Annotated in this window: 17 protein-coding genes; 11 read left to right on the plus strand and 6 right to left on the minus strand. The window is 66.3% G+C overall.

Features of this window, described 5'->3' with window-relative positions; all coding sequences use genetic code 11:
- Positions 1 to 69: 69 nt before the first annotated feature.
- Positions 70 to 1,818: a 2-succinyl-5-enolpyruvyl-6-hydroxy-3-cyclohexene-1-carboxylic-acid synthase gene (gene menD / locus QFZ60_RS04390; RefSeq protein WP_373427659.1), complete on the plus strand. Its 1,749-nt coding sequence runs from the start codon at positions 70 to 72 to the stop codon at positions 1,816 to 1,818.
- Positions 1,819 to 1,928: 110 nt separating this feature from the next.
- Here menD and QFZ60_RS04395 read toward each other — a convergent pair whose 3' ends face one another.
- The 4 genes from QFZ60_RS04395 to QFZ60_RS04410 form a co-directional block, all read right to left on the minus strand.
- Complete coding sequence (locus QFZ60_RS04395; RefSeq protein ID WP_307088523.1) at positions 1,929 to 2,735, minus strand: amino acid ABC transporter ATP-binding protein; 807 nt, start codon at positions 2,733 to 2,735, stop codon at positions 1,929 to 1,931.
- Positions 2,736 to 2,747: 12 nt separating this feature from the next.
- Complete coding sequence (locus QFZ60_RS04400; protein ID WP_056329418.1) at positions 2,748 to 3,539, minus strand: amino acid ABC transporter permease; 792 nt, start codon at positions 3,537 to 3,539, stop codon at positions 2,748 to 2,750.
- Between the two features lie 93 nt (positions 3,540 to 3,632).
- Positions 3,633 to 4,436: an ABC transporter substrate-binding protein gene (locus QFZ60_RS04405; RefSeq protein WP_307088529.1), complete on the minus strand. Its 804-nt coding sequence runs from the start codon at positions 4,434 to 4,436 to the stop codon at positions 3,633 to 3,635.
- A 239-nt stretch (positions 4,437 to 4,675) separates the two neighbouring features.
- On the minus strand, positions 4,676 to 6,091 hold the full coding sequence (locus QFZ60_RS04410; protein ID WP_307088531.1) for an isochorismate synthase MenF: 1,416 nt from the start codon (positions 6,089 to 6,091) through the stop codon (positions 4,676 to 4,678).
- Between the two features lie 136 nt (positions 6,092 to 6,227).
- Between QFZ60_RS04410 and QFZ60_RS04415 the strand changes: the two genes are divergently transcribed.
- The 4 genes from QFZ60_RS04415 to QFZ60_RS04430 all read left to right on the plus strand — a co-directional run bounded on the left by QFZ60_RS04415 (position 6,228) and on the right by QFZ60_RS04430 (position 10,745).
- Complete coding sequence (locus tag QFZ60_RS04415) at positions 6,228 to 7,004, plus strand: demethylmenaquinone methyltransferase (RefSeq protein ID WP_235008696.1); 777 nt, start codon at positions 6,228 to 6,230, stop codon at positions 7,002 to 7,004.
- 3 nt (positions 7,005 to 7,007) lie between these two features.
- Complete coding sequence (locus QFZ60_RS04420) at positions 7,008 to 8,348, plus strand: geranylgeranyl reductase family protein (protein WP_307088533.1); 1,341 nt, start codon at positions 7,008 to 7,010, stop codon at positions 8,346 to 8,348.
- Complete coding sequence (locus QFZ60_RS04425) at positions 8,345 to 9,445, plus strand: polyprenyl synthetase family protein (protein ID WP_307088535.1); 1,101 nt, start codon at positions 8,345 to 8,347, stop codon at positions 9,443 to 9,445. Before QFZ60_RS04420 ends, QFZ60_RS04425 begins: the two co-directional genes overlap by 4 nt.
- Before the next feature lie 460 nt (positions 9,446 to 9,905).
- A complete protein-coding gene (locus QFZ60_RS04430; protein WP_373427660.1) occupies positions 9,906 to 10,745 on the plus strand; it encodes a DUF559 domain-containing protein in 840 nt (279 codons plus the stop codon).
- 120 nt (positions 10,746 to 10,865) lie between these two features.
- On the opposite strand, the gene QFZ60_RS04435 is transcribed toward QFZ60_RS04430, so the two are convergent.
- Positions 10,866 to 11,294, minus strand: a complete 429-nt coding sequence (locus QFZ60_RS04435) for a hypothetical protein (RefSeq protein WP_307088539.1) — start codon at positions 11,292 to 11,294, stop codon at positions 10,866 to 10,868.
- A 52-nt stretch (positions 11,295 to 11,346) separates the two neighbouring features.
- Positions 11,347 to 12,000: a trimeric intracellular cation channel family protein gene (locus tag QFZ60_RS04440; protein ID WP_307088541.1), complete on the minus strand. Its 654-nt coding sequence runs from the start codon at positions 11,998 to 12,000 to the stop codon at positions 11,347 to 11,349.
- Between the two features lie 61 nt (positions 12,001 to 12,061).
- Between QFZ60_RS04440 and QFZ60_RS04445 the strand changes: the two genes are divergently transcribed.
- The 6 genes from QFZ60_RS04445 (at position 12,062) to QFZ60_RS04470 (ending at position 18,778) form a co-directional block, all read left to right on the plus strand.
- Positions 12,062 to 12,919 (plus strand): sirohydrochlorin chelatase, encoded by an 858-nt coding sequence (locus QFZ60_RS04445; protein ID WP_307088544.1) that lies wholly within the window; start codon positions 12,062 to 12,064, stop codon positions 12,917 to 12,919.
- 54 nt (positions 12,920 to 12,973) lie between these two features.
- Positions 12,974 to 14,719 (plus strand): nitrite/sulfite reductase, encoded by a 1,746-nt coding sequence (locus QFZ60_RS04450; protein WP_307088545.1) that lies wholly within the window; start codon positions 12,974 to 12,976, stop codon positions 14,717 to 14,719.
- Entirely contained in the window at positions 14,719 to 15,441 is a 723-nt protein-coding gene (locus QFZ60_RS04455) for a phosphoadenylyl-sulfate reductase (protein WP_307088547.1), read from the plus strand. The genes QFZ60_RS04450 and QFZ60_RS04455 overlap by 1 nt, the downstream gene beginning before the upstream one ends.
- On the plus strand, positions 15,438 to 16,382 hold the full coding sequence (gene cysD, locus QFZ60_RS04460) for a sulfate adenylyltransferase subunit CysD (protein WP_307088549.1): 945 nt from the start codon (positions 15,438 to 15,440) through the stop codon (positions 16,380 to 16,382). The genes QFZ60_RS04455 and cysD overlap by 4 nt, the downstream gene beginning before the upstream one ends.
- Complete coding sequence (locus QFZ60_RS04465; protein WP_307088551.1) at positions 16,382 to 17,788, plus strand: sulfate adenylyltransferase subunit 1; 1,407 nt, start codon at positions 16,382 to 16,384, stop codon at positions 17,786 to 17,788. The genes cysD and QFZ60_RS04465 overlap by 1 nt, the downstream gene beginning before the upstream one ends.
- A 684-nt stretch (positions 17,789 to 18,472) precedes the next feature.
- Complete coding sequence (locus QFZ60_RS04470; protein WP_307088553.1) at positions 18,473 to 18,778, plus strand: hypothetical protein; 306 nt, start codon at positions 18,473 to 18,475, stop codon at positions 18,776 to 18,778.
- The last annotated feature ends 5 nt before the right edge of the window (positions 18,779 to 18,783 follow it).

The raw sequence follows: 18,783 nt of genomic DNA on the forward strand, positions 1-18,783 counted from the left end.
CGGTTTAGGGACCACAAGTGATGGAGCATCGTGGATTAGGGGTGGCTGCGAGGGTGGCAGACTGGTTTGGTGACTTCGCTGAACGAACCTGCCCCGGACACTCCTGCTGAGTTGCAGGAAGTTGAACTGAGCGCACTCGCTGCGGCTCGGACCGCCGTCGACGTCCTGCTCGACGGCGGCGTCCGGCACGTGGTGGTGTCGCCGGGTTCCCGGTCGGCACCTATGGCTTACGCCCTGGCCGAGGCATCTGCTGCCGGGCGGGTGGACCTGCTGGTGCGGATCGATGAGCGGTCGGCCGGGTTCACGGCCCTGGGCCTGGCCCTGTCCACCGGGTCTCCGGCGGCCGTGCTCACCACGTCCGGGACCGCCGTCGGGAACCTGATGCCGGCGGTGATGGAGGCCAACCATGCCGCCGTGCCGCTGATCGTCCTCTCCGCGGACCGGCCCGACGAGCTGCGCGGAACCGGCGCCAACCAGACCACCATCCAGCCGGACCTCTTCGGTGAGCAGGTCAGGTTTGCCGTGGACGTTCCCGCCGGGACCAACCCCGAGCGGGCCGTCCAAACCGGGCTCTCCGCTGCAACCGGCGCCTTCCCGGACCTGCCGCCGGGCCCCGTCCAGCTGAACCTCGCGTTCCGCGACCCGCTGGTTCCGTCGCAGGACGAAGGGCTGCCGGAGGCGGTGGAGCGGCAGCGCTACCGGGTGGGCACCGAGCCTCTGGTCATGAACCTGCCGCCGGCACCGGACAGCCTGCCGGAGCGGCGCACCGTGGTGCTGGCAGGGCACGACGCCGGTCCGGTCGCCGAGGCGTTTGCCCGCGCCCACAACCTGCCGCTGCTGGCCGAGCCGTCCTCCAATTCCCGCTTCGGACCCAACGCCGTGGGCCCATACCGGCTGCTGCTGGAGCATTTCGGTCCCGGTTCCGCACAGCCGGTTGAACGTGTGGTGCTGTTCGGCCGGCCCACCCTGTCCCGTCCCGTGGCTGCGCTCCTGGCCCGCGCCGATGTTGAATCGGCCCTGTACCAGCCGATTCCGGTGGCCTGGTACGAGCCCGGCCGCCGCACCGAGCTGCCGCTGGAAAACCTGGCGGACCTCGCCGATTTCGCCGGCCGCGGCAACTCCACCTGGCTGGACACCTGGCTCCTCGCCGGCTCCGCCGCGCAGCATGCCCTGGACCAGATAATCGCCGCAGAAGCCGCTGCCACCGGGCCGTCCGTCGCCGCGCTGGTCTGGAAGAATGCCCGCGGCCAGCTGCTGCTGGGATCCTCCAACGGCATCCGGGATGTGGACCTGGCCGGATTGCCCGCGCCTGATCCCGCCGCCACCGTGTACGCAAACCGGGGCCTCGCCGGGATCGACGGCACCGTTTCCACGGCCACCGGCATCGCCCTGGGGGGCATGCAGGAGACCACCGTCCTTCTAGGCGACGTGACGTTCCTCCATGACGCCGGCGGACTCCTCCTCGGTGCAGGGGAAGAGCAGCCGGACCTGCGGATCGTGGTCCTGAATGATTCCGGCGGCGCCATCTTCGGACTCCTGGAACACGGGGGAGTCGAGGAGGGCGGCCGCTACGGAGACGCCGTCGAACGGCTCTTCGCTACCCCGCACTCCGTGGACATCGCGGCACTCGCCGCGGCGTACGGCGTCGGCCATTCACTGGTAAGTACGACGGCGGGACTCTCCGAAGCGCTTGCCCGGCCTGTGCAGGGGCGCAGCATTGTGGAGGTCCGGACGGACCGCTGGCAGCTGCGGCAGCTCCATGCCCGGATCAAGGACGCCGTTGCTGCCGCTGTCGAGGGTGTGCTGGCGGGGCGGTAGGCACCGGCTGGTTACGACCTCAAGCGCACTTTACCCCCGGACGCAAAAATTCCCTGGCGCCACCGAAATATTGGCAGCGCCAGGGAATCTGAGGGTCGAAAAGCGGAGACCTATTCCTCTTCGATCTCGATGTGCGTCGGGTCCAGGACGCGGCGCAGGAACTCCTTGGTGCGGGGCTGGGTGGGGGCGGAAATGACCTGTTCGGCCACGCCTTCCTCCACAACTACGCCGCCGTCCATGAACACCACGCGGTCGGCCACCTCGCGGGCGAAGCCCATCTCGTGGGTCACCACCAGCATGGTCATGCCTTCCTTGGCCAGGTTGCGCATGACCGAGAGGACATCACCCACGGTTTCCGGGTCCAGCGCTGACGTGGGCTCGTCAAAGAGCATCAATTCCGGGTCCATGCTCAGTGCGCGGGCGATTGCCACACGCTGCTGCTGGCCACCGGAAAGCTGGTCCGGGAACCGGTCCGCGAGGTGTCCCAGGCCTACGCGTTCCAGGTTGTGCAATGCCACCTTGTCCGCCTCGGCCTGGGAGCGCTTCAGAACCTTGGTCTGCGCCACGGTGCAGTTGCGCTTGGCATCCAGGTGCGGGAACAGGTTGAACTGCTGGAACACCATGCCCACTTTGCGGCGCATCTTGTCGATGTCCACATCCGGATCGGTGGCCTCGAAGCCTCCCACCTGGATGCTGCCATGGTTGGGCTGCTCCAGCAGGTTTACGCAGCGGAGCAGGGTGGATTTGCCGGAGCCGGAAGGGCCGATCAGGCAGACCACTTCACCCGGGGCAACGGTCAGGCTGATGTCCTTCAGAACCTCGTTCGAACCGTAGGACTTCCGCAGGTTGGCGATGGATACGCCTGCCGCGTGGACGGTTGCCGTCCCTCCGCGGGGATTATTGACGACGTCGTTCATTGATTTCCCTGCCTATCGCTTGGTCCGCGCGGAGCGGCTTTCGAACTTCCGGGCCAGGAGGCTCAGCGGGATGGTGATCACCAGGTAGAAGGCACCGGCCACCAGGAGCGGAGTCAGGCCCGCGCCCAGGCTGGAGATACCGTCGCGGCCGAATTTGGTGAGTTCGTACTGCGAGGCGGTCAGGCCCAGGACGTAGATCAGCGAGGAGTCCTTCGTCAGCAGGATGACCTCATTGGTCAGCGGCGGCAGGACGATCTTGAAGGCCTGCGGGATCACGATGGTCACCATGGCACGCCACTGCGGCATGCCCAGTGACCGGGCTGCCTCGAGCTGGCCTTTGGGCACAGCCTGGAGGCCGGCGCGAAGCGTCTCGGCGATGTAGGCCGAGGCCACCATGCCCAGGGAGATCATGACCACGATGGTGACGTTCCACTGGACGCCGAAGGCCAGCGGAACGCCGTAGCCAAAGGCGATGAAGACCAGGAGCGCGGGAATGCCGCGGAAGAATTCGATGTAGCCGGTGGCGATCCAGCGGTAGAGCGGGAAGCTGGAGAGCTTCATGAGGGCCAGCAGCAGGCCTCCCGAGAGCCCCACAATAAAGCCGAGGAAGGTGTAAACCAGGGTGTTCTTAAGGCCGGACAGGAAGATGTCCGGGAACATCGGACCGATCTTGCCGAAGTTGAAGACACTGGTGCCGATGGTCTTCCAGTCCACGGCCAGGATGATGGCCACCAGGGCCACGAGGAAGATTGCGCCCTGGACGTAAAGGCTTACCCGGGCCCGTTGGCGTGCGGTCATTGCCATTAATAGCTCACATTTCGTTGTGCGTGGCTGAGGCCCCGGACGGACTGACTACAGCCTGTCCGGGGCCCCAGCGGCGTTCGATAGCCCGCAGGCCTACTTGGCGGTCTGGCCGAACCAGGTGGTCTTGAACTTTTCCAGCGAGCCATCGTCGGTCAGGCGCTTGAGCGTGCCGTTGACCTTCTCCAGCATGGCGGTGTTGCCCTTCTTGACGGCAATGCCGAGCTTCTCGCCCGTTGCGAAGTCCTCGACGCTCTTGAACTTGGGGTCATCCTTGATGGCGTAGCCCAGGACGGACTGGTTGCCCAGGGCGGCGTCGACGGTGCCCGCCTGCAGCGCCTGGACCAGGAGGCCGGTGTCCTCAAACTGCTGCGCCTCGATGCCCTTGTCCTTGGCGTACTCAGCGCCGGTGGTGGCCTGCTGGACGCCCACCTTCTTGCCCTTGGCGTCATCCAGGCTCTTGATTCCCGAACCGGTGTTGGCCACCAGCGTCAGGTCGTCATCCAGATAGGGCGTGGAGAAGTCCATGACCGACTTGCGCGTATCGGTGATGGAGATCGAGGAGATGGACACGTCGCACTGGGTGAGTGCGGTGCCGGTCTCGATGGCTTCGAAGGAGCTGTCCACCGTGTTAAGTTCCGCGCCGAGGTCCTTGGCTACCTCGTTGGCGATGTCGATGTCGAAACCGACAGTCTTGCCGTCCTTCTGGAATTCGAAGGGCTCGTAGGGGATGTCCGAGCAGACAGTGAGCTTACCGGCGTTGATCAGCTTTACGCCGCCTTCGGAGGCTGCCGGGGTGGAGCTTCCCCCGCCGCATGCCGTGAGGGTGAGGGCGCCGGCGGCGAGGAGTGCTGCTGCCTTGGCTGACATTTTGGCCGTGGCCAGGGACTTGAGCTGCATATTTCTTACCTTTTGTTGCAGGGGTATGCGGGACTAAACCGGTTCATAGTGTAGCGCCGATAAGGAGATGTGCATCACAGAAAACTTCTTTTGATTATTGGATAACTAAACCACAACGGGATTCAAGCCTTCCACGCCACTAGTTGTCCGTGATCCCAGACTCCTACCCAACTAGGTAGCAGTAAATGTCGTTTAGAGCCCTCAAAACGACATCTACTGCTACCTAGTTGGGCGGGGGCTCAGCTGCTGATGCCCAGCGACTCCAGCATCGGCCGGAACTTGGCCCACGTTTCGGCCAGTTCCGCTTTCGGCTGGGAGCCGTCCACGATGCCGCACCCGGCATAAAGCCGCACGGTCTTGGACGACTCGATGACGGCGCCGCGCAGGGCGATGCCCCATTCGCCGTTCCCGGCGGCATCCAGCCAGCCCACCGGCCCGGCGTAGGGGCCGCGGTCCAGATGCTCGAGCTTCCGGATCAGTTCGCCCGCCACCAGCGTTGGGGTTCCGCAGACGGCCGCCGTGGGATGCAGTGCGTTGATGAGGGCAAGGCAGGTGGGCACGTGGCCCTCCACCTCGGTGAGTTCCGCCTTCACGTCCGAGGCCAGGTGCCAGACGTTGGGCAGCTCCAGGATGAAGGGCTCATCGTGGGCGTTCATGGCCTCCGAGAACGGCGCCAGCTGCTTGGTCAGCGACTGGATGGCAATCTCATGCTCATGCCGCTGCTTCTCGGACCCGGCCAGCACGCGCGTTGCGTAATCCATGGGCGGCCCGTCCTCGCCGTGCGCGTCGCGGCGGTCCAGGGTGCCGGCCAGCACGCGGGCCTGGGCGGTGCGGCCCTCCACCTGGATCAGCATCTCGGGGGTGGCCCCCACCAGCCCGTCCACGCCATAAGTCCAGCATTCGCGGTACCTCGCGGCGAGTTCGCGCAGCACGTCTGCGGCATGTACGCCGGAGGGAATCGTGGCCACCACGTCGCGGGCCAGCACCAGCTTTTCCAGTGCGCCCGTGCGGATCTCGGCAACGCCGGCGGCCACGGCATCCATCCACGCTTCCTCGCTCAGGGAGCCGGTATGCAGCGTTGCGTCGGCAGCCAGGCGGAGGGGACGTACGACGGCGCCGCCGGCTTTCCCGGGCACGGCACCCAAGGGGGCGTCCCCAGCGGAGTCCGCTGCCGCCGTCGTGCTCTCAGCGTCCGGGGCTCCGGCAGCGTCCGTGCCGGCGGGACCGCCGCTGAGCCAGCGGTCAAGTGCGGCGAGGGCCGACTCCTCGGTGAGCGGGCCGCCGTCGAACGTCAACTGCGTGAGCCAAGCCTGATTGTCCCGCACGCCCACCACGATCTCCGGCACGATCAGGCGGGATTCGTGGGCGGACGTCTTGGAAAAGGCAAAGGAGCCGAAGGCTACGGGGCCGGTGCCGGGCAGTTCAACCGTGTCCGTGGCCTCAGCCTCCAGGACCAGGTGCCGCCACCAGATGTCCGCCTCCAGGAACCGGTCCGGGCCTGTGGCCGTGAAGCGCGCTATCTCGCCGAAACCGGCCAGGCCGGCTTCCCGGCGGGTCCAGCACAGGACATCGTCCCTGACCAGAAACGAAGGCAGCCCCCCGGGGAACGCTTTGCCATCCAGGGGGACTGTCAAGGTGCGGAACGTGCTCGTCATGATGAGACAACACTACTCCCGCGTACACCATGGCCTCCCCGGCGCCCTGGTGCAGCCTTGGTGCAGGCGGACGCGGGCGGTAGGCGGCAAATCGGGGCTGGTCAGCACCCCCGGGAACATTTGAGACAATGTCATGGTGAACCGAGCATCCTTGGATAAGCGTCCGGACGAAGTAGCCACGATGTTTGACGACGTCGCACCGAAATACGACGTCGTCAACGATGTCCTCTCCATGGGGCAGACCCGCCGCTGGCGGAAGATCGTGGTGGACGCCATGGAAGTCTCCAAGGGCCAGCGGGTCCTGGATCTTGCCGCCGGAACGGGTACCTCCAGCGAACCGTATGCCGATGCGGGCATAGATGTGGTGGCCTGCGACTTCTCCCTGGGCATGCTCAAGGTGGGCAAGCGCCGCCGCCCGGACATCAACTTCATTGCCGGGGACGCCACCAACCTGCCGTTCGCTGACAACACTTTCGACGCCACCACCATCTCCTTCGGTCTGCGCAACGTCAACGAGCCCAAGAAGGCGCTGCAGGAGATGCTCCGCGTGACCAAACCCGGCGGACGGCTGGTCATCGCCGAGTTCTCCCAGCCTGTGGTTCCGCTGTGGCGCACCATGTACACCGAATACCTGATGCGGGCCCTGCCGGCCATCGCCGTCAAGGTCGCCTCCAACCCGGACGCCTACGTGTACCTGGCCGAGTCCATCCGCGCCTGGCCGGACCAGGACCACCTCGCCGCCTGGCTGCAGGAGGCCGGCTGGGAGAACGTCACCTACCGCAACCTCACCGGCGGCATCGTGGCCGTCCACCGTGCCTTCAAGCCGGCCGATTCCTCTCCGGACGGTGCCGCTGCCGCCATCGCCGCCCACAAGGGCCCGGTGGCCAAGCTGCGCCGCAACATCGTCCGCTGACCTGTGAAGGTACTGATTGTCGGCGCGGGTCCGGCCGGATCCACCGCCGCGTACTACCTCGCCAAAGCGGGCATTGACGTCACGGTCCTCGAAAAGACGTCGTTTCCACGGGAAAAGGTGTGCGGTGACGGGCTCACCCCCCGCGCCGTCCGCGAGATCCAGAAGCTCGGCCTGCCCCACCCCGAGAACGACGGCTGGCGCCGGAACAAGGGCCTGCGGCTGATCGCCGGCGGCCGCACCATCGAACTGCCCTGGCCCGAGGTCTCCGATTTCCCCCAGTACGGGCTGATCCGCACCCGGCTCGGCTTTGACGAGGAACTGGCCCGGCATGCCCAGTCCGCGGGCGCCGCCATCCTCGAGCGGCACAGCGTCACCGAAGCCATACGGAACGACGACGGCCGCGTCACCGGGGTCCGCGCAGCGCTCCTCGACGAGTCCGGACGCAAGACGGGGGAGACGCGTGACTTTAGTGCCCACGTCGTGCTCGCCGCGGACGGAAACTCCACCCGCACCGCCGTGTCCCTCGGCATCCAAAAGCGCGACGACCGCCCGCTCGGCGTCGCCGTCCGCACCTACTTCACCTCCCCGCGCACCGACGACGACTGGATGGAAGGCTGGCTGGAGCTTCCCGGCCGCGACGGCAAGTTGCTCCCCGGCTACGGCTGGGTGTTCGGCGTGGGCGACGGCACCTCCAACGTGGGCCTGGGCATCCTGAACTCCTCCAAGGAATTCGGCAAGCTCGACTACAAGCAGGTCCTGCGCGAATGGACCGCCGCCATGCCCGCCGACTGGGGCTTCACGCCGGAGAACCAGGTGGGGGAGATCCGCGGCGCCGCGCTGCCCATGGGCTTCAACCGCACCCCGCACTACTCGCCCGGCCTGCTCCTCCTGGGCGACGCCGGCGGCATGGTCTCCCCGTTCAACGGCGAAGGCATCTCCTACGCGATGGAGTCGGCGCGTTTCGCCGCGGAGTTCATCATCGACGCCTCCTCGCGCTCCATGGCAGCGGGCGGAACGTACGACGCCGACGCGCACCTTTCGCGGTACGCGGACTATGTGCGGGACCAGTGGGGCTCGCATTTCACCCTGGGCCGGGCCTTCGCCGCGCTGATCGGAAAGCCCGCCGTCATGAAACTCGCGCTGCGGACCGGCATGCCCATCCCGGTGCTGATGCGGTTCGTGGTCCGGCTCCTGGCCAACCTCACGGACCCCTCCGCCAAGGGCTTCGAGGACCGGGTGATCCGCGTCCTGGAATCGCTGGTTCCGGCCACAACAAATACATCGTCCACCCCGTCAGCTCCGAACCAGCGGTATCCGCAACAAAAAGTTAGGGTTAACCCGTGACCAAATCCGCAGACCACAGCTGGACGCACGCCGGGCACGGCCTGCCGGACTCCGAACCCAGCCTCAACACCACGGCCATTGCCACGGGTCTCCAGCTGCCGGCGGGCTTTGCGGCCATCGCGGCGGATGCTGAACTGGGCCCTGCCATCACCAACAACCTGGCCAGGGTGGAGAAGAAGCTCCGCGAGGCCATCGCCAATTCGGATCCCCTGGCTGACGCAACGTCGCGCCACCTGGTGGAAGCCGGCGGCAAGCGCATCCGGCCGCTGCTGACGCTGCTCTGCGCCCACCTCGGGGACGCATCGCTGCCCGCGGTGGTGCAGGCCGCCGTCGTGGTTGAACTGACGCACCTGGCAACCCTCTACCACGACGACGTCATGGACTCCGCCCCGTTCCGCCGCGGTGCACCCACCGCCCACGAGGTGTGGGGCAACTCCGTGGCCGTCCTCACCGGCGACCTCATATTTGCCCGCGCCTCCATCCTGGTGTCCGAACTGGGCGGGCGTGCCCTGGGAATCCAGGCCCGCACCTTCGAGCGGCTGTGCCTGGGCCAGCTGCACGAGACCGTGGGTCCCCGCCCGGACGAGGACCCGGTGGAGCACTACCTGTCAGTCATCGCGGACAAGACCGGTTCACTGGTGGCGGCCTCCGGCCAGTTCGGTGCCATCTTCTCCGGCGCTGACGAGGCCTTCGAGGACATCCTGGTGGAGTACGGCGAGAAGGTGGGCGTGGCATTCCAGCTTGCCGACGACGTCATCGATGTCACCGGCGTCAAGGTGAAGTCCGGCAAGTCACCCGGTACTGACCTGCGCGAAGGGGTTCCCACCCTGCCCGTGCTGCTCCTGCGCAAGGCTGCCGCTGATGGTGACCAGTCCGCCGTCGACCTCTTGACGCTGATCGATGGCGACCTGTCCTCGGACGAAGCCCTGGCCGCCGCCGTTGCCGGGCTCCGTGAGCACCCGGTGACGGCGGAGTCCTGGGTGGTGGCACGCCGGTGGGCTGATGAGGCCATCGCCGCCCTGGCTCCGCTGCCCGAAGGCGTGGTCAAGGAGTCCTTGTCCAATTTCGCGCTGGCTGTGGTGGACCGCGCCAGCTGATCACGAATTTGTCGGGAGCCCGGTTCCCCTGGTTTTTCCAGGTGGCGCCGGGCTTCTTCTTTTCATCGATTGCTCCGTACTTGTCGTTTTGACGCGCCATAACGACAAGTACGGAGCAATCGATGGGAGGTGGCGTTAACGGGACGGCCCCGGTCCTCAACAACCGAAGCTGCTGTGAACCGGGGCCATCTCTCCGTTCGCATCAGACCCGCCGGAGGCGTTTAGTGGATCCGTGAATAGCTTATGACAGGTTTGTCATAATGCGCAAGTCTGTTGTTACTGCTGGTGTCAAAGATTTTTCAGCTGCGTCTGTCTCGTCGCAGGGCACTTTGGGGCCACCTTCCCGCAGACAGGACTTAAGCCGCGGCGAGTCCGTGTCGAAGTGCCCCGCGATGGCGGGTTCTCCACATGGCACTGCATGGAACTACCGTCCGCGGTGGGGTTCGGGTGACTTTTGAGCATGGATATTGAAGGTTTCCTCCGTCATCGGGGAGGCGTGGCCAGAATTGCGTCACTACACCATGCCGGGTTCACGGGAACGCGTGTGGACAAGGCCCTCGCGGCAGGCAGCGTCGTCCGGGTCCGCCGGGGTGTCTATGGCCTGCCAACGGAAGGCGATGAGCTCGGTTTGGCGCTGCAGCACAATGCGTTCGTGACCTGCCTATCCGCTGCCCCGGCCTATCAGCTGTGGACCTTGGAGAAGGCTGGCACGGTCCACCTGAGCCCCGGGCACAAGAAGACAGTGCCGGGAACCGTAACCCACGGCCGGATCCTCCACCCTGTCCACCCGTGGCTGCCGGTGGCGGGCCTGGCGGACGTCCTCATCCATGCCCTGCGTTGCCTTCCTGCCCTGGAAGCGTTGGTCATGGTCCAGTGCGCGGCGCAGCGAGGAGACGTGACAGTGGAATTCCTTCGGCGCAAACTCCCCGGGAACCGCAACGCCCGGGCCCGGGCAGTCCTGGATTACGTGATTCCCCGGGCCGATTCGGTCCTGGAGGTCTTGGCCAGCTACCACTTCCGGAGGGCTGGCCTTCATGTACGCCGCCACGTTGAGCTCCAAGGCGTGGGGGAAGTGGACTTCCTGATTGAGGATTGCTTGGTAGTGGAAACCGACGGAGCCTCCCACTTGGAGGCAAAGCAGGTCAAAAAGGACCGGGCACGCAACAATGCAACAGTGGTTGGCGGTCGTCTCTGCCTAAGGTTCGGCTATGTTGAGGTCGTCCATCATCCCGAGCAGATGGTGGCCCAGGTGTTGGCGGTGCTGGAGCAGAGCCGGCAGGGGTCCTTCAGTGCGAGGTGAGTCCCGCCGTCGCGGGGCACTTTGGGCCGCGACAACCGCACATTGGGCGTTGGATCACGGCGTGTCCGTGTCAAAGTGCCCCGGGACCGCGTCAGCCAGCCCAGGGAAGCGGGGAGGCCCCTACTCTTCCTCTTCGTCCTCGAACGCCCACTCGAACATGTCGAAGACGAACTCGGAAAAGGTGCCTTCCTCGGACTTCCACTGGCCGCGGGCGTTGTTGCGGCGGTACACGATGGGATCGGGGACGCTGAGGTCGCCTACACGGAAGCCCCAGGTGAATGCTTCCTCTTCATCCTCGAGGAACATGAGGAAGCCTTCGTCATCCACTTCGAGCTCTTCGGGATCCCAGAAGTAGTGGTACGCCTCCATCAGGTCCTCGCAGCCGCCCAGGGCCAGGTAGAACTCGCGCAGGACCAGTGGAATGTCGAACTGGTGATCCGCGAGGGCCTTATCCAGTTCCTCCGGGGTCAGGCCGTCCTCTTCCTGCCATTCATCCTCGAGATACTTCGGAACAAGCGCGCGGAACTTCTCGAGGAACATGTCAGTCATGCTCATATCCTAGCCAATGCAGAGCACCCCAAAATGACACCCGGACCGGCCCTCACAGCCCGGTGCCACCCACCCGCCGGTGCCACCCGCGGACTGCAAGGGGGGCCTGCCATGACCGCCGCCAAGCCAGGACCCGGAACGTGAAAACCACAGCCGCAATGCCAGCCGCCGTGAGCACGTTGAACACGCCGAAGACCCACAGCACGGCAGTCATGGCAGCCCCCACAAACGCGGGCAGCGCGTAAATGTCCTTGGGGTTGAACAGCTCGGGAACCTCATTGGCAGTGATGTCGCGCAGGAGCCCGCCGCCCACGGCCGTTGTCACGCCCAGCAGCACGGACGCCACCGGATTGAGCCCCGTGGCCAGCGCCTTGAGCGTGCCGGTCATGCAGAACAGGGCCAGGCCGGCGGCGTCGAAAAGGATCAGCAGCGAGGTGTACCGCTGCACGCTGGAGAACAGGAAGAACACCAGCACCGTGGCCAGCAGCGGCGGGGCCAGGTATGCCGGATTGGTGAACGCCGCGGGGACAAGGGCGAGGATGATGTCGCGGATGACGCCGCCGCCGAGCCCCACCAGGGAGGCGAGCAGCAGCGATCCCACTATGTCGATCTGCTTCCGCGCCGCCAGCAGCGAACCCGAGACGGCAAAGAAGAACACGCCCAGCAGATCCAGCCACACCGGGGAGTTGTCAAAGGCGAATGTCATGGGGCGTCCCCGGTATTTCAAAGAGGGCGGACAGGGCGGCTCCAACGTTACGCTAGCCCCTATGAACAGCCCCATCATGATCGCCTGTGCCCATGGGACGTCCAACACACAGGGGGCCGCGGAGGTCAATGCCCTGCGCGCCGCCATCGCCGAACTGCGGCCCGGCCTTGATGTCCGGGAAGCCTATGTGGACGTCCAGCAGCCGGACCTGGTGGACGTGGTGGCGGGCCTGCCGGAGGGGGAGGCCGCCGTCGTTGTTCCCCTGCTGCTGAGCGTCGGCTACCACGTGAAGGTGGACATCGCCCGGGCCGTGAAGAGCCGTCCGGGCAGTGCGGCTGCCGCGCCGCTGGGCCCCGACCCGCGGCTCGCCAGACTGCTGGACCAGCGGCTGCGCGAGGCCGGCACCACTGACAACGACGTCATTGTCCTGGCCGCCGCCGGCTCCTCCAACCCCAACGCCGCCGTCAGTGTCGAGGAACTGCTGGGCCAGCTGCGGGAGCTGCGGTCCAACCGGATGGTGGCCGCCTTTGGTGCCTCGGCCAAGCCGTCAGTGCCCGACGCCGTCGCGATGCTTCGCGAGGAACTGGAAGGAGGTGCCGGGGCGGGGGAGTCCGCAGGGGCTGTGGACGTCGGCGGACGCGTGGTGATTGCCTCCTACCTCCTGGCGCCGGGCTTCTTCCACGACCAGCTGGCCAAGGCCGGGGCCGACGTCGTGACCGAACCCCTGCTGCCATCCCCGGTACTCGCGGAGATTGCGCTGGACAGGTACGACGCCGCCGTCGCAAAGATGAACGAAGCGCCCGCCGAAGCACCCAGGGAACCGGCTGCGGCGGCCCCCGCGGAAGCTCCGGCAAATGCACAGGAGGGTGGCTTCTTCAAGGCCGTCCGGCGTTTCGTGACGAAATATTTCCCTAGGTGACTTAGCGTTTCCGGTCCTTTGTGACGCAATTCGGGCGGGACCTACAGTCGATGCATGACTGATACAGCTCTAGCCGGAGCGTCCGCGGACTCCGCTGCCGCCAAGCGCCCCGCCCGCCCCTCGCGACCCGCTGCGAAGCCGCACGGGCAGTGGAAAGTGGACGGCAAGACGCCCCTGAACGCCAACGAAACCTGGAAACAGGAAGACGACGGCCTTAACGTGCGCGAGCGTATCGAAACCATTTACGCCAAAGAGGGCTTCGACGCCATCCCAGGCCAGGACCTGCACGGCCGGTTCCGCTGGTGGGGCCTGTACACCCAGCGCAAGCCCGGGATCGACGGCGGCAAGACCGCAACCCTTGAGCCGCACGAGCTCGAGGACAAGTACTTCATGCTCCGCGTGCGGATCGACGGCGGCGCCCTCACCACCGAGCAGCTGCGCGTCATCGGCCAGATCTCCGTGGACTTCGCCCGCGACTCGGCCGACCTCACCGACCGCCAGAACATCCAGCTGCACTGGATCCGCGTGGAGGACATCCCCGAGATCTGGAACCGCTTGGAAGGTGTTGGCCTGTCCACCACCGAGGCCTGCGGCGATGTTCCCCGCGTCATCCTTGGCTCCCCGGTGGCCGGCATCGCCAAGGACGAGATCATCGACCCCACCCCGCTCATCGAGGAGCTGGGGGAGCGGTTCATCGGCAACCCGCTGCTGTCCAACCTGCCGCGCAAGTACAAGACCGCCATCACCGGCCACCCCAGCCAGGACGTTGTGCACGAGATCAACGACTGCGCCTTCGTGGGCATTGAGCACCCCGAACTCGGGGCCGGCTACGACCTCTGGGTGGGTGGCGCGCTGTCCACCAACCCGATGCTCGGCAAGCGGCTGGGTGCCTTCGTGCAGCCCGACCAGGCCGCGGACGTGTGGCTCGGCGTCACCAGCATCTTCCGTGACTACGGCTACCGCCGCATGCGCACCAAGGCCCGCCTGAAGTTCCTGCTGGCCGACTGGGGTCCGGAGAAGTTCCGCCAGATCCTTGAGGACGAATACCTGGGCTACAAGCTGGCCGACGGTCCCGCCGCGCCCAAGCCCACCGCCCCCGGCGACCACATTGGCGTGCACGAGCAGAAGGACGGCAAGTTCTTCATCGGCGCCACCCCGCTGGCCGGCAGGCTGTCCGGTGCCCAGCTGGTCAAGCTCGCGGACACCCTCGAGGCCCGCGGTTCCCGGCGCCTGCGCACCACGCCGCACCAGAAGCTCGTGGTCCTGGACGTCGAAAAGGACCAGGTGGAGCCCCTCGTGGCCGAACTGGACGCCCTGGGCCTGTCCGCCCGCCCGTCCGTCTTCCGCCGCGGCACCATCGCCTGCACCGGCATCGAATACTGCAAGCTGGCCATCGTGGAGACCAAGTACACCGCCGCAACCGCCGTGGCCGAGCTGGAACGCCGCCTGGCCGACCTCGCCGGCTCGGGCCAGCTGCCGCAGGCGCTGTCGCTGCACATCAACGGCTGCCCCAACTCCTGCGCCCGCATCCAGACGGCGGACATCGGCCTGAAGGGGATGATGCTGCCAACGCCCGACGGCGACCCCTCCCCGGGTTTCCAGGTCCACCTGGGCGGCGGGCTGGCTTCCAACGACCGCGAGGAAGCTGGACTGGGACGCACCGTCCGCGGCCTGAAGGTCTACGTGGACGACCTGCCCGACTACGTGGAGCGCGTTGTCCGCCGGTTCGTGGCCGACCGCGCCGAAGGCCAGACCTTCGCCGAATGGGCCCACGCAGCAGACGAGGAGGCACTCCAGTAATGGCAAAACACCTGGCACCCGCACAGCGCCCCGTGGAGGAGCTCAAGGCCCTGGCCGAAGCCGGCGCTGCCGAACTCGGCTGGGACGCCCCTGCCCGCGACGTGATCGCCTGGGTGGAGCGCAACTTCGAACTGCCAGCCGTCGCCGTCGCCTGCTCCATGGCCGACGCCGTCCTGCCCGCCCTGGTGGCGGACCAGATGCCCGGCGTCGACGTCCTGTTCCTGGAGACCGGCTACCACTTCCCGGAGACCTACGCCACGCGCGACGAGGTGGCCGCGAACCTCCGCGTCAACGTGGTGGACGTGCTCCCCGAGAACACGGTGGAGCAGCAGGACCGGCTGCTGGGCAAGGACCTCTTTGCCCGCGACGCCGCCCAGTGCTGTGCCCTCCGCAAGGTGGCCCCGCTGCAGCGCACCCTGGCCGGCTACGAACTCTGGTTCACCGGCGTCCGCCGCGACGAAGCCCCCACCCGGACCAACACCCCGCTGGTCACCTGGGACGAGAAGAACGGCCTGGTCAAGGTCAATCCCATGGCCGCCTGGACGTTCGACCAGCTGGTCCAGTACTCCGACGACAACCTCCTGCCCGTCAACCCGCTGCTTTCCCAGGGCTACCCCTCCATCGGCTGCCAGCCCTGCACCCGCAAAGTGGCACCCGGCGAGGATCCCCGCGCCGGCCGCTGGGCAGGATCCGACAAGACAGAATGCGGGCTTCACGTATGAGCACTTCACTTACCGAGGAGACCCAGGTGACTGACGCCGCCGTATCCACGCGCCTGTCCAGCCTGGACACCCTCGAGTCCGAGGCCATCCACATCATCCGCGAGGTTGTTGCCGAGTTCGAGAAGCCTGCGCTGCTGTTCTCCGGCGGCAAGGACTCCGTGGTGATGCTGCACCTGGCCACCAAGGCGTTCTGGCCGGGCAAGGTGCCGTTCCCCGTGCTGCACGTGGACACCGGCCACAACTTCCCCGAGGTCATCGACTTCCGCGACCGCACGGTTGAGCGGCTGGGCCTGAAGCTGGTGGTGGGCTCCGTGCAGGACTTCATCGACCGCGGCGAGCTGGCCGAGCGCGCCGACGGCACCCGCAACCCGCTGCAGACCGTCCCGCTGCTGGACGCCATCCAGCAGAACAAGTTCGACGCCGTCTTCGGCGGCGGCCGCCGCGACGAGGACAAGGCCCGCGCCAAGGAGCGCATCCTGAGCCTGCGCGACGAGTTCGGCCAGTGGGACCCGCGCAACCAGCGCCCCGAGCTCTGGAACCTGTACAACGGCCGCCACACGGTGGGCCAGCACGTCCGTGCGTTCCCCATCAGCAACTGGACCGAGCTGGACATCTGGCGCTACATCGAGCGCGAGAACATCGAGCTGCCCGGCCTGTACTACGCCCACGAGCGCGAGGTCTTTGCCCGCGACGGCATGTGGCGCGCGGTGGGCGAAGTGTCCCAGCCCCGCGAAGGCGAAGAGGTCATCACCAAGACCGTCCGCTACCGCACCGTGGGGGACATGTCCTGCACCGGCGCCGTCGAATCCAACGCCTTCACCGTGTCCGACGTCGTGGTGGAAGTCGCCGCGTCCACCCTCACCGAACGTGGCGCCACCCGTGCAGATGACCGCATCTCCGAGGCCGCCATGGAAGACCGCAAGAAGGACGGGTACTTCTAATGACCACCGAAGCAGTTCTCCCGGCAGACCTGGAAACGGCCCTGCCCACCACGCTCTTCCGGTTCGCCACCGCAGGATCGGTCGACGACGGCAAGTCCACTTTGGTGGGCCGCCTCCTTCACGATTCCAAGGCCATCCTGGCTGACCAGCTCGACGCCGTGGCCCGCACCTCCGCGGACCGTGGCTTCGGCGGGGAAAAGGGCGGCATCGACCTGGCCCTGCTGACCGACGGCCTGCGCGCCGAGCGTGAACAGGGCATCACCATCGACGTGGCCTACCGCTACTTCGCCACCGACCAGCGCAGCTTCATCCTGGCCGACTGCCCCGGGCACGTGCAGTACACCAAGAACACGGTGACCGGCGCATCCACTGCGGATGCCGTCGTCGTACTCATTGACGCCCGCAAGGGTGTGCTGGAGCAGACCCGCCGGCATCTCTCCGTGCTGCAGCTGCTGCGCGTGGCGCATGTAATCGTGGCCGTGAACAAGATCGACCTGGTGGACTTCAGCGAGTCCGTGTTCCGGGACATCGAAGCCGACGTGCAGCAAGTGGGCCGCGAACTGGGCTTGGGCTCGGACGGGATCAGCGACCTGCTGGTCATCCCGGTGTCCGCCCTCGACGGCGACAACGTGGTGGAGCGCTCCGAACGCACCCCTTGGTACACCGGCCCCGCGCTGCTCGAGGTCCTCGAAACCCTCCCCGCCGCGGACGAACTCGAAAGCCACCTGGAGAGCTTCCGCTTCCCGGTGCAGCTGGTCATCCGGCCGCAGGGCGCGCTGGCTCCTGACGCCGTGGCTGAAGGCCTGGACGTGGAGGCGTACCGCGATTACCGCGCGTACGCCGGCCAGATCACCGAAGGCTCCGTCAAGGTGGGGGACCACGTGTCCGTCCTGACACCGGGCCAGTCGCCGAGGACCACCACCGTGGTGGGCATCGACTTTGCCGGTGCCTCCCTGGAGGAAGCCGCTGCGCCGCAGTCCGTGGCGATCAGGCTGGCAGACGAGTTCGACGTGGCACGCGGTGACACCATCGCCGCCGCCGGCACCGTCCGCGAAGCCTCCGCCGATCTCTACGCAGCCCTGTGCTGGCTGTCCCCAAAGCCGCTCCGCGAAGGCCAGAAGGTGCTGGTCAAGCACGGCACCCGGACGGTGCAGGCCATGGTCCGCAGCGTCTCCGGCAAGCTGGACCTGGCCACCTTCAAGCTCGAGGGCGCCTCAAACCTGGAGCTGAACGACATCGGCCATGCACAGCTCCGGCTCGCCGCACCGCTGCCCCTGGAGAACTACCTGCACCACCGCCGCACCGGCGCGTTCCTGGTGATCGACCCGCTGGACGGCAACACGCTGGCCGCCGGCCTGGTCAAGGACCACCCGGGCGACCACGAGGACGAGCGCTACAGCATCTAGTTTTCGCCCACATCGCAGGACAGTTCGAGGCTGCCGTATCGCTACGGCAGCCTCGCGTCGTTTCTTACGAATTCTTCCGTGATTGCGGCATTCCGCACATTAACCACAAAGGTTCCCGATGCATGTTTCCCTGCCCGTCAGGGCGTGGGAAGCTCAGGCATTGCATAAATTCCTGTGTTGCAGGCCGTGGCGGGTTACCTTGAGGAGGCAGAATGCCAGCCATTCATGAGTGGTACATAAGAGGCGGTGACCTCGTCACGCTTGACGCGCGCGAATGGAACATTGCCCCCCGACGGGCGCGGCTTCTCGCGCTGTTGCCCATCATCGTGGCCGTCGTCGTGGCGGCAACGGTTCCTTTCAGAGGATTCTATCTCTGGCTTGTTGAGGAAGACTCCTTGATCGAATGGCTCCAGTTTGCTTGCCTCGTTGGGGCGGTAGTGTTCCTGGCGCTGCTCAGCGTCCGCTTGCTTCGGAGACGGCAGGTGGGCATGGCACTGCTTTACGGCGTGGTGGCACTTGGCGTCCTGTTCCTCACGGGCGAGGAGATTTCCTGGGGCCAGCGCATTTTTGGGTGGGGCACACCCGAATCCCTGCAGGCGGTCAATCGTCAGGGAGAGACCACCGTGCACAACATCAGGGGCATCCAGGAAATAGTTCCCTACGCCATGCTCCTGGCCAGCCTGTATGGAACATGCGTTCCTCTGTGGGCCCGCGGTCCGCAAACGGCTGAAGCACTCCACCTACAGCCATCTGCTCGTTCCCCCGCTCTGTCTTGTGCCGGCCTTCGGATTGGCTGCGGTTTACCGCCTCTTCCGCTTGATCATCTGGCCCACTCCCACCTTCGTTATTTCCGAATATGGCGAGGTAATGGAGTTGACCCTTTATTTCGGGCTGGCAATGTTTTGCTGGTACAACCTGCGCAACATGCGGCGGCCGCGGCTGGGCCTTGGCGTTGAGGATCAGCGCCAGCCGGCACACCGCAGGGCGTAATCGAT

The organism is Arthrobacter sp. B2I5, from assembly GCF_030816735.1.
Classification (GTDB): Bacteria; Actinomycetota; Actinomycetes; order Actinomycetales; family Micrococcaceae; genus Arthrobacter.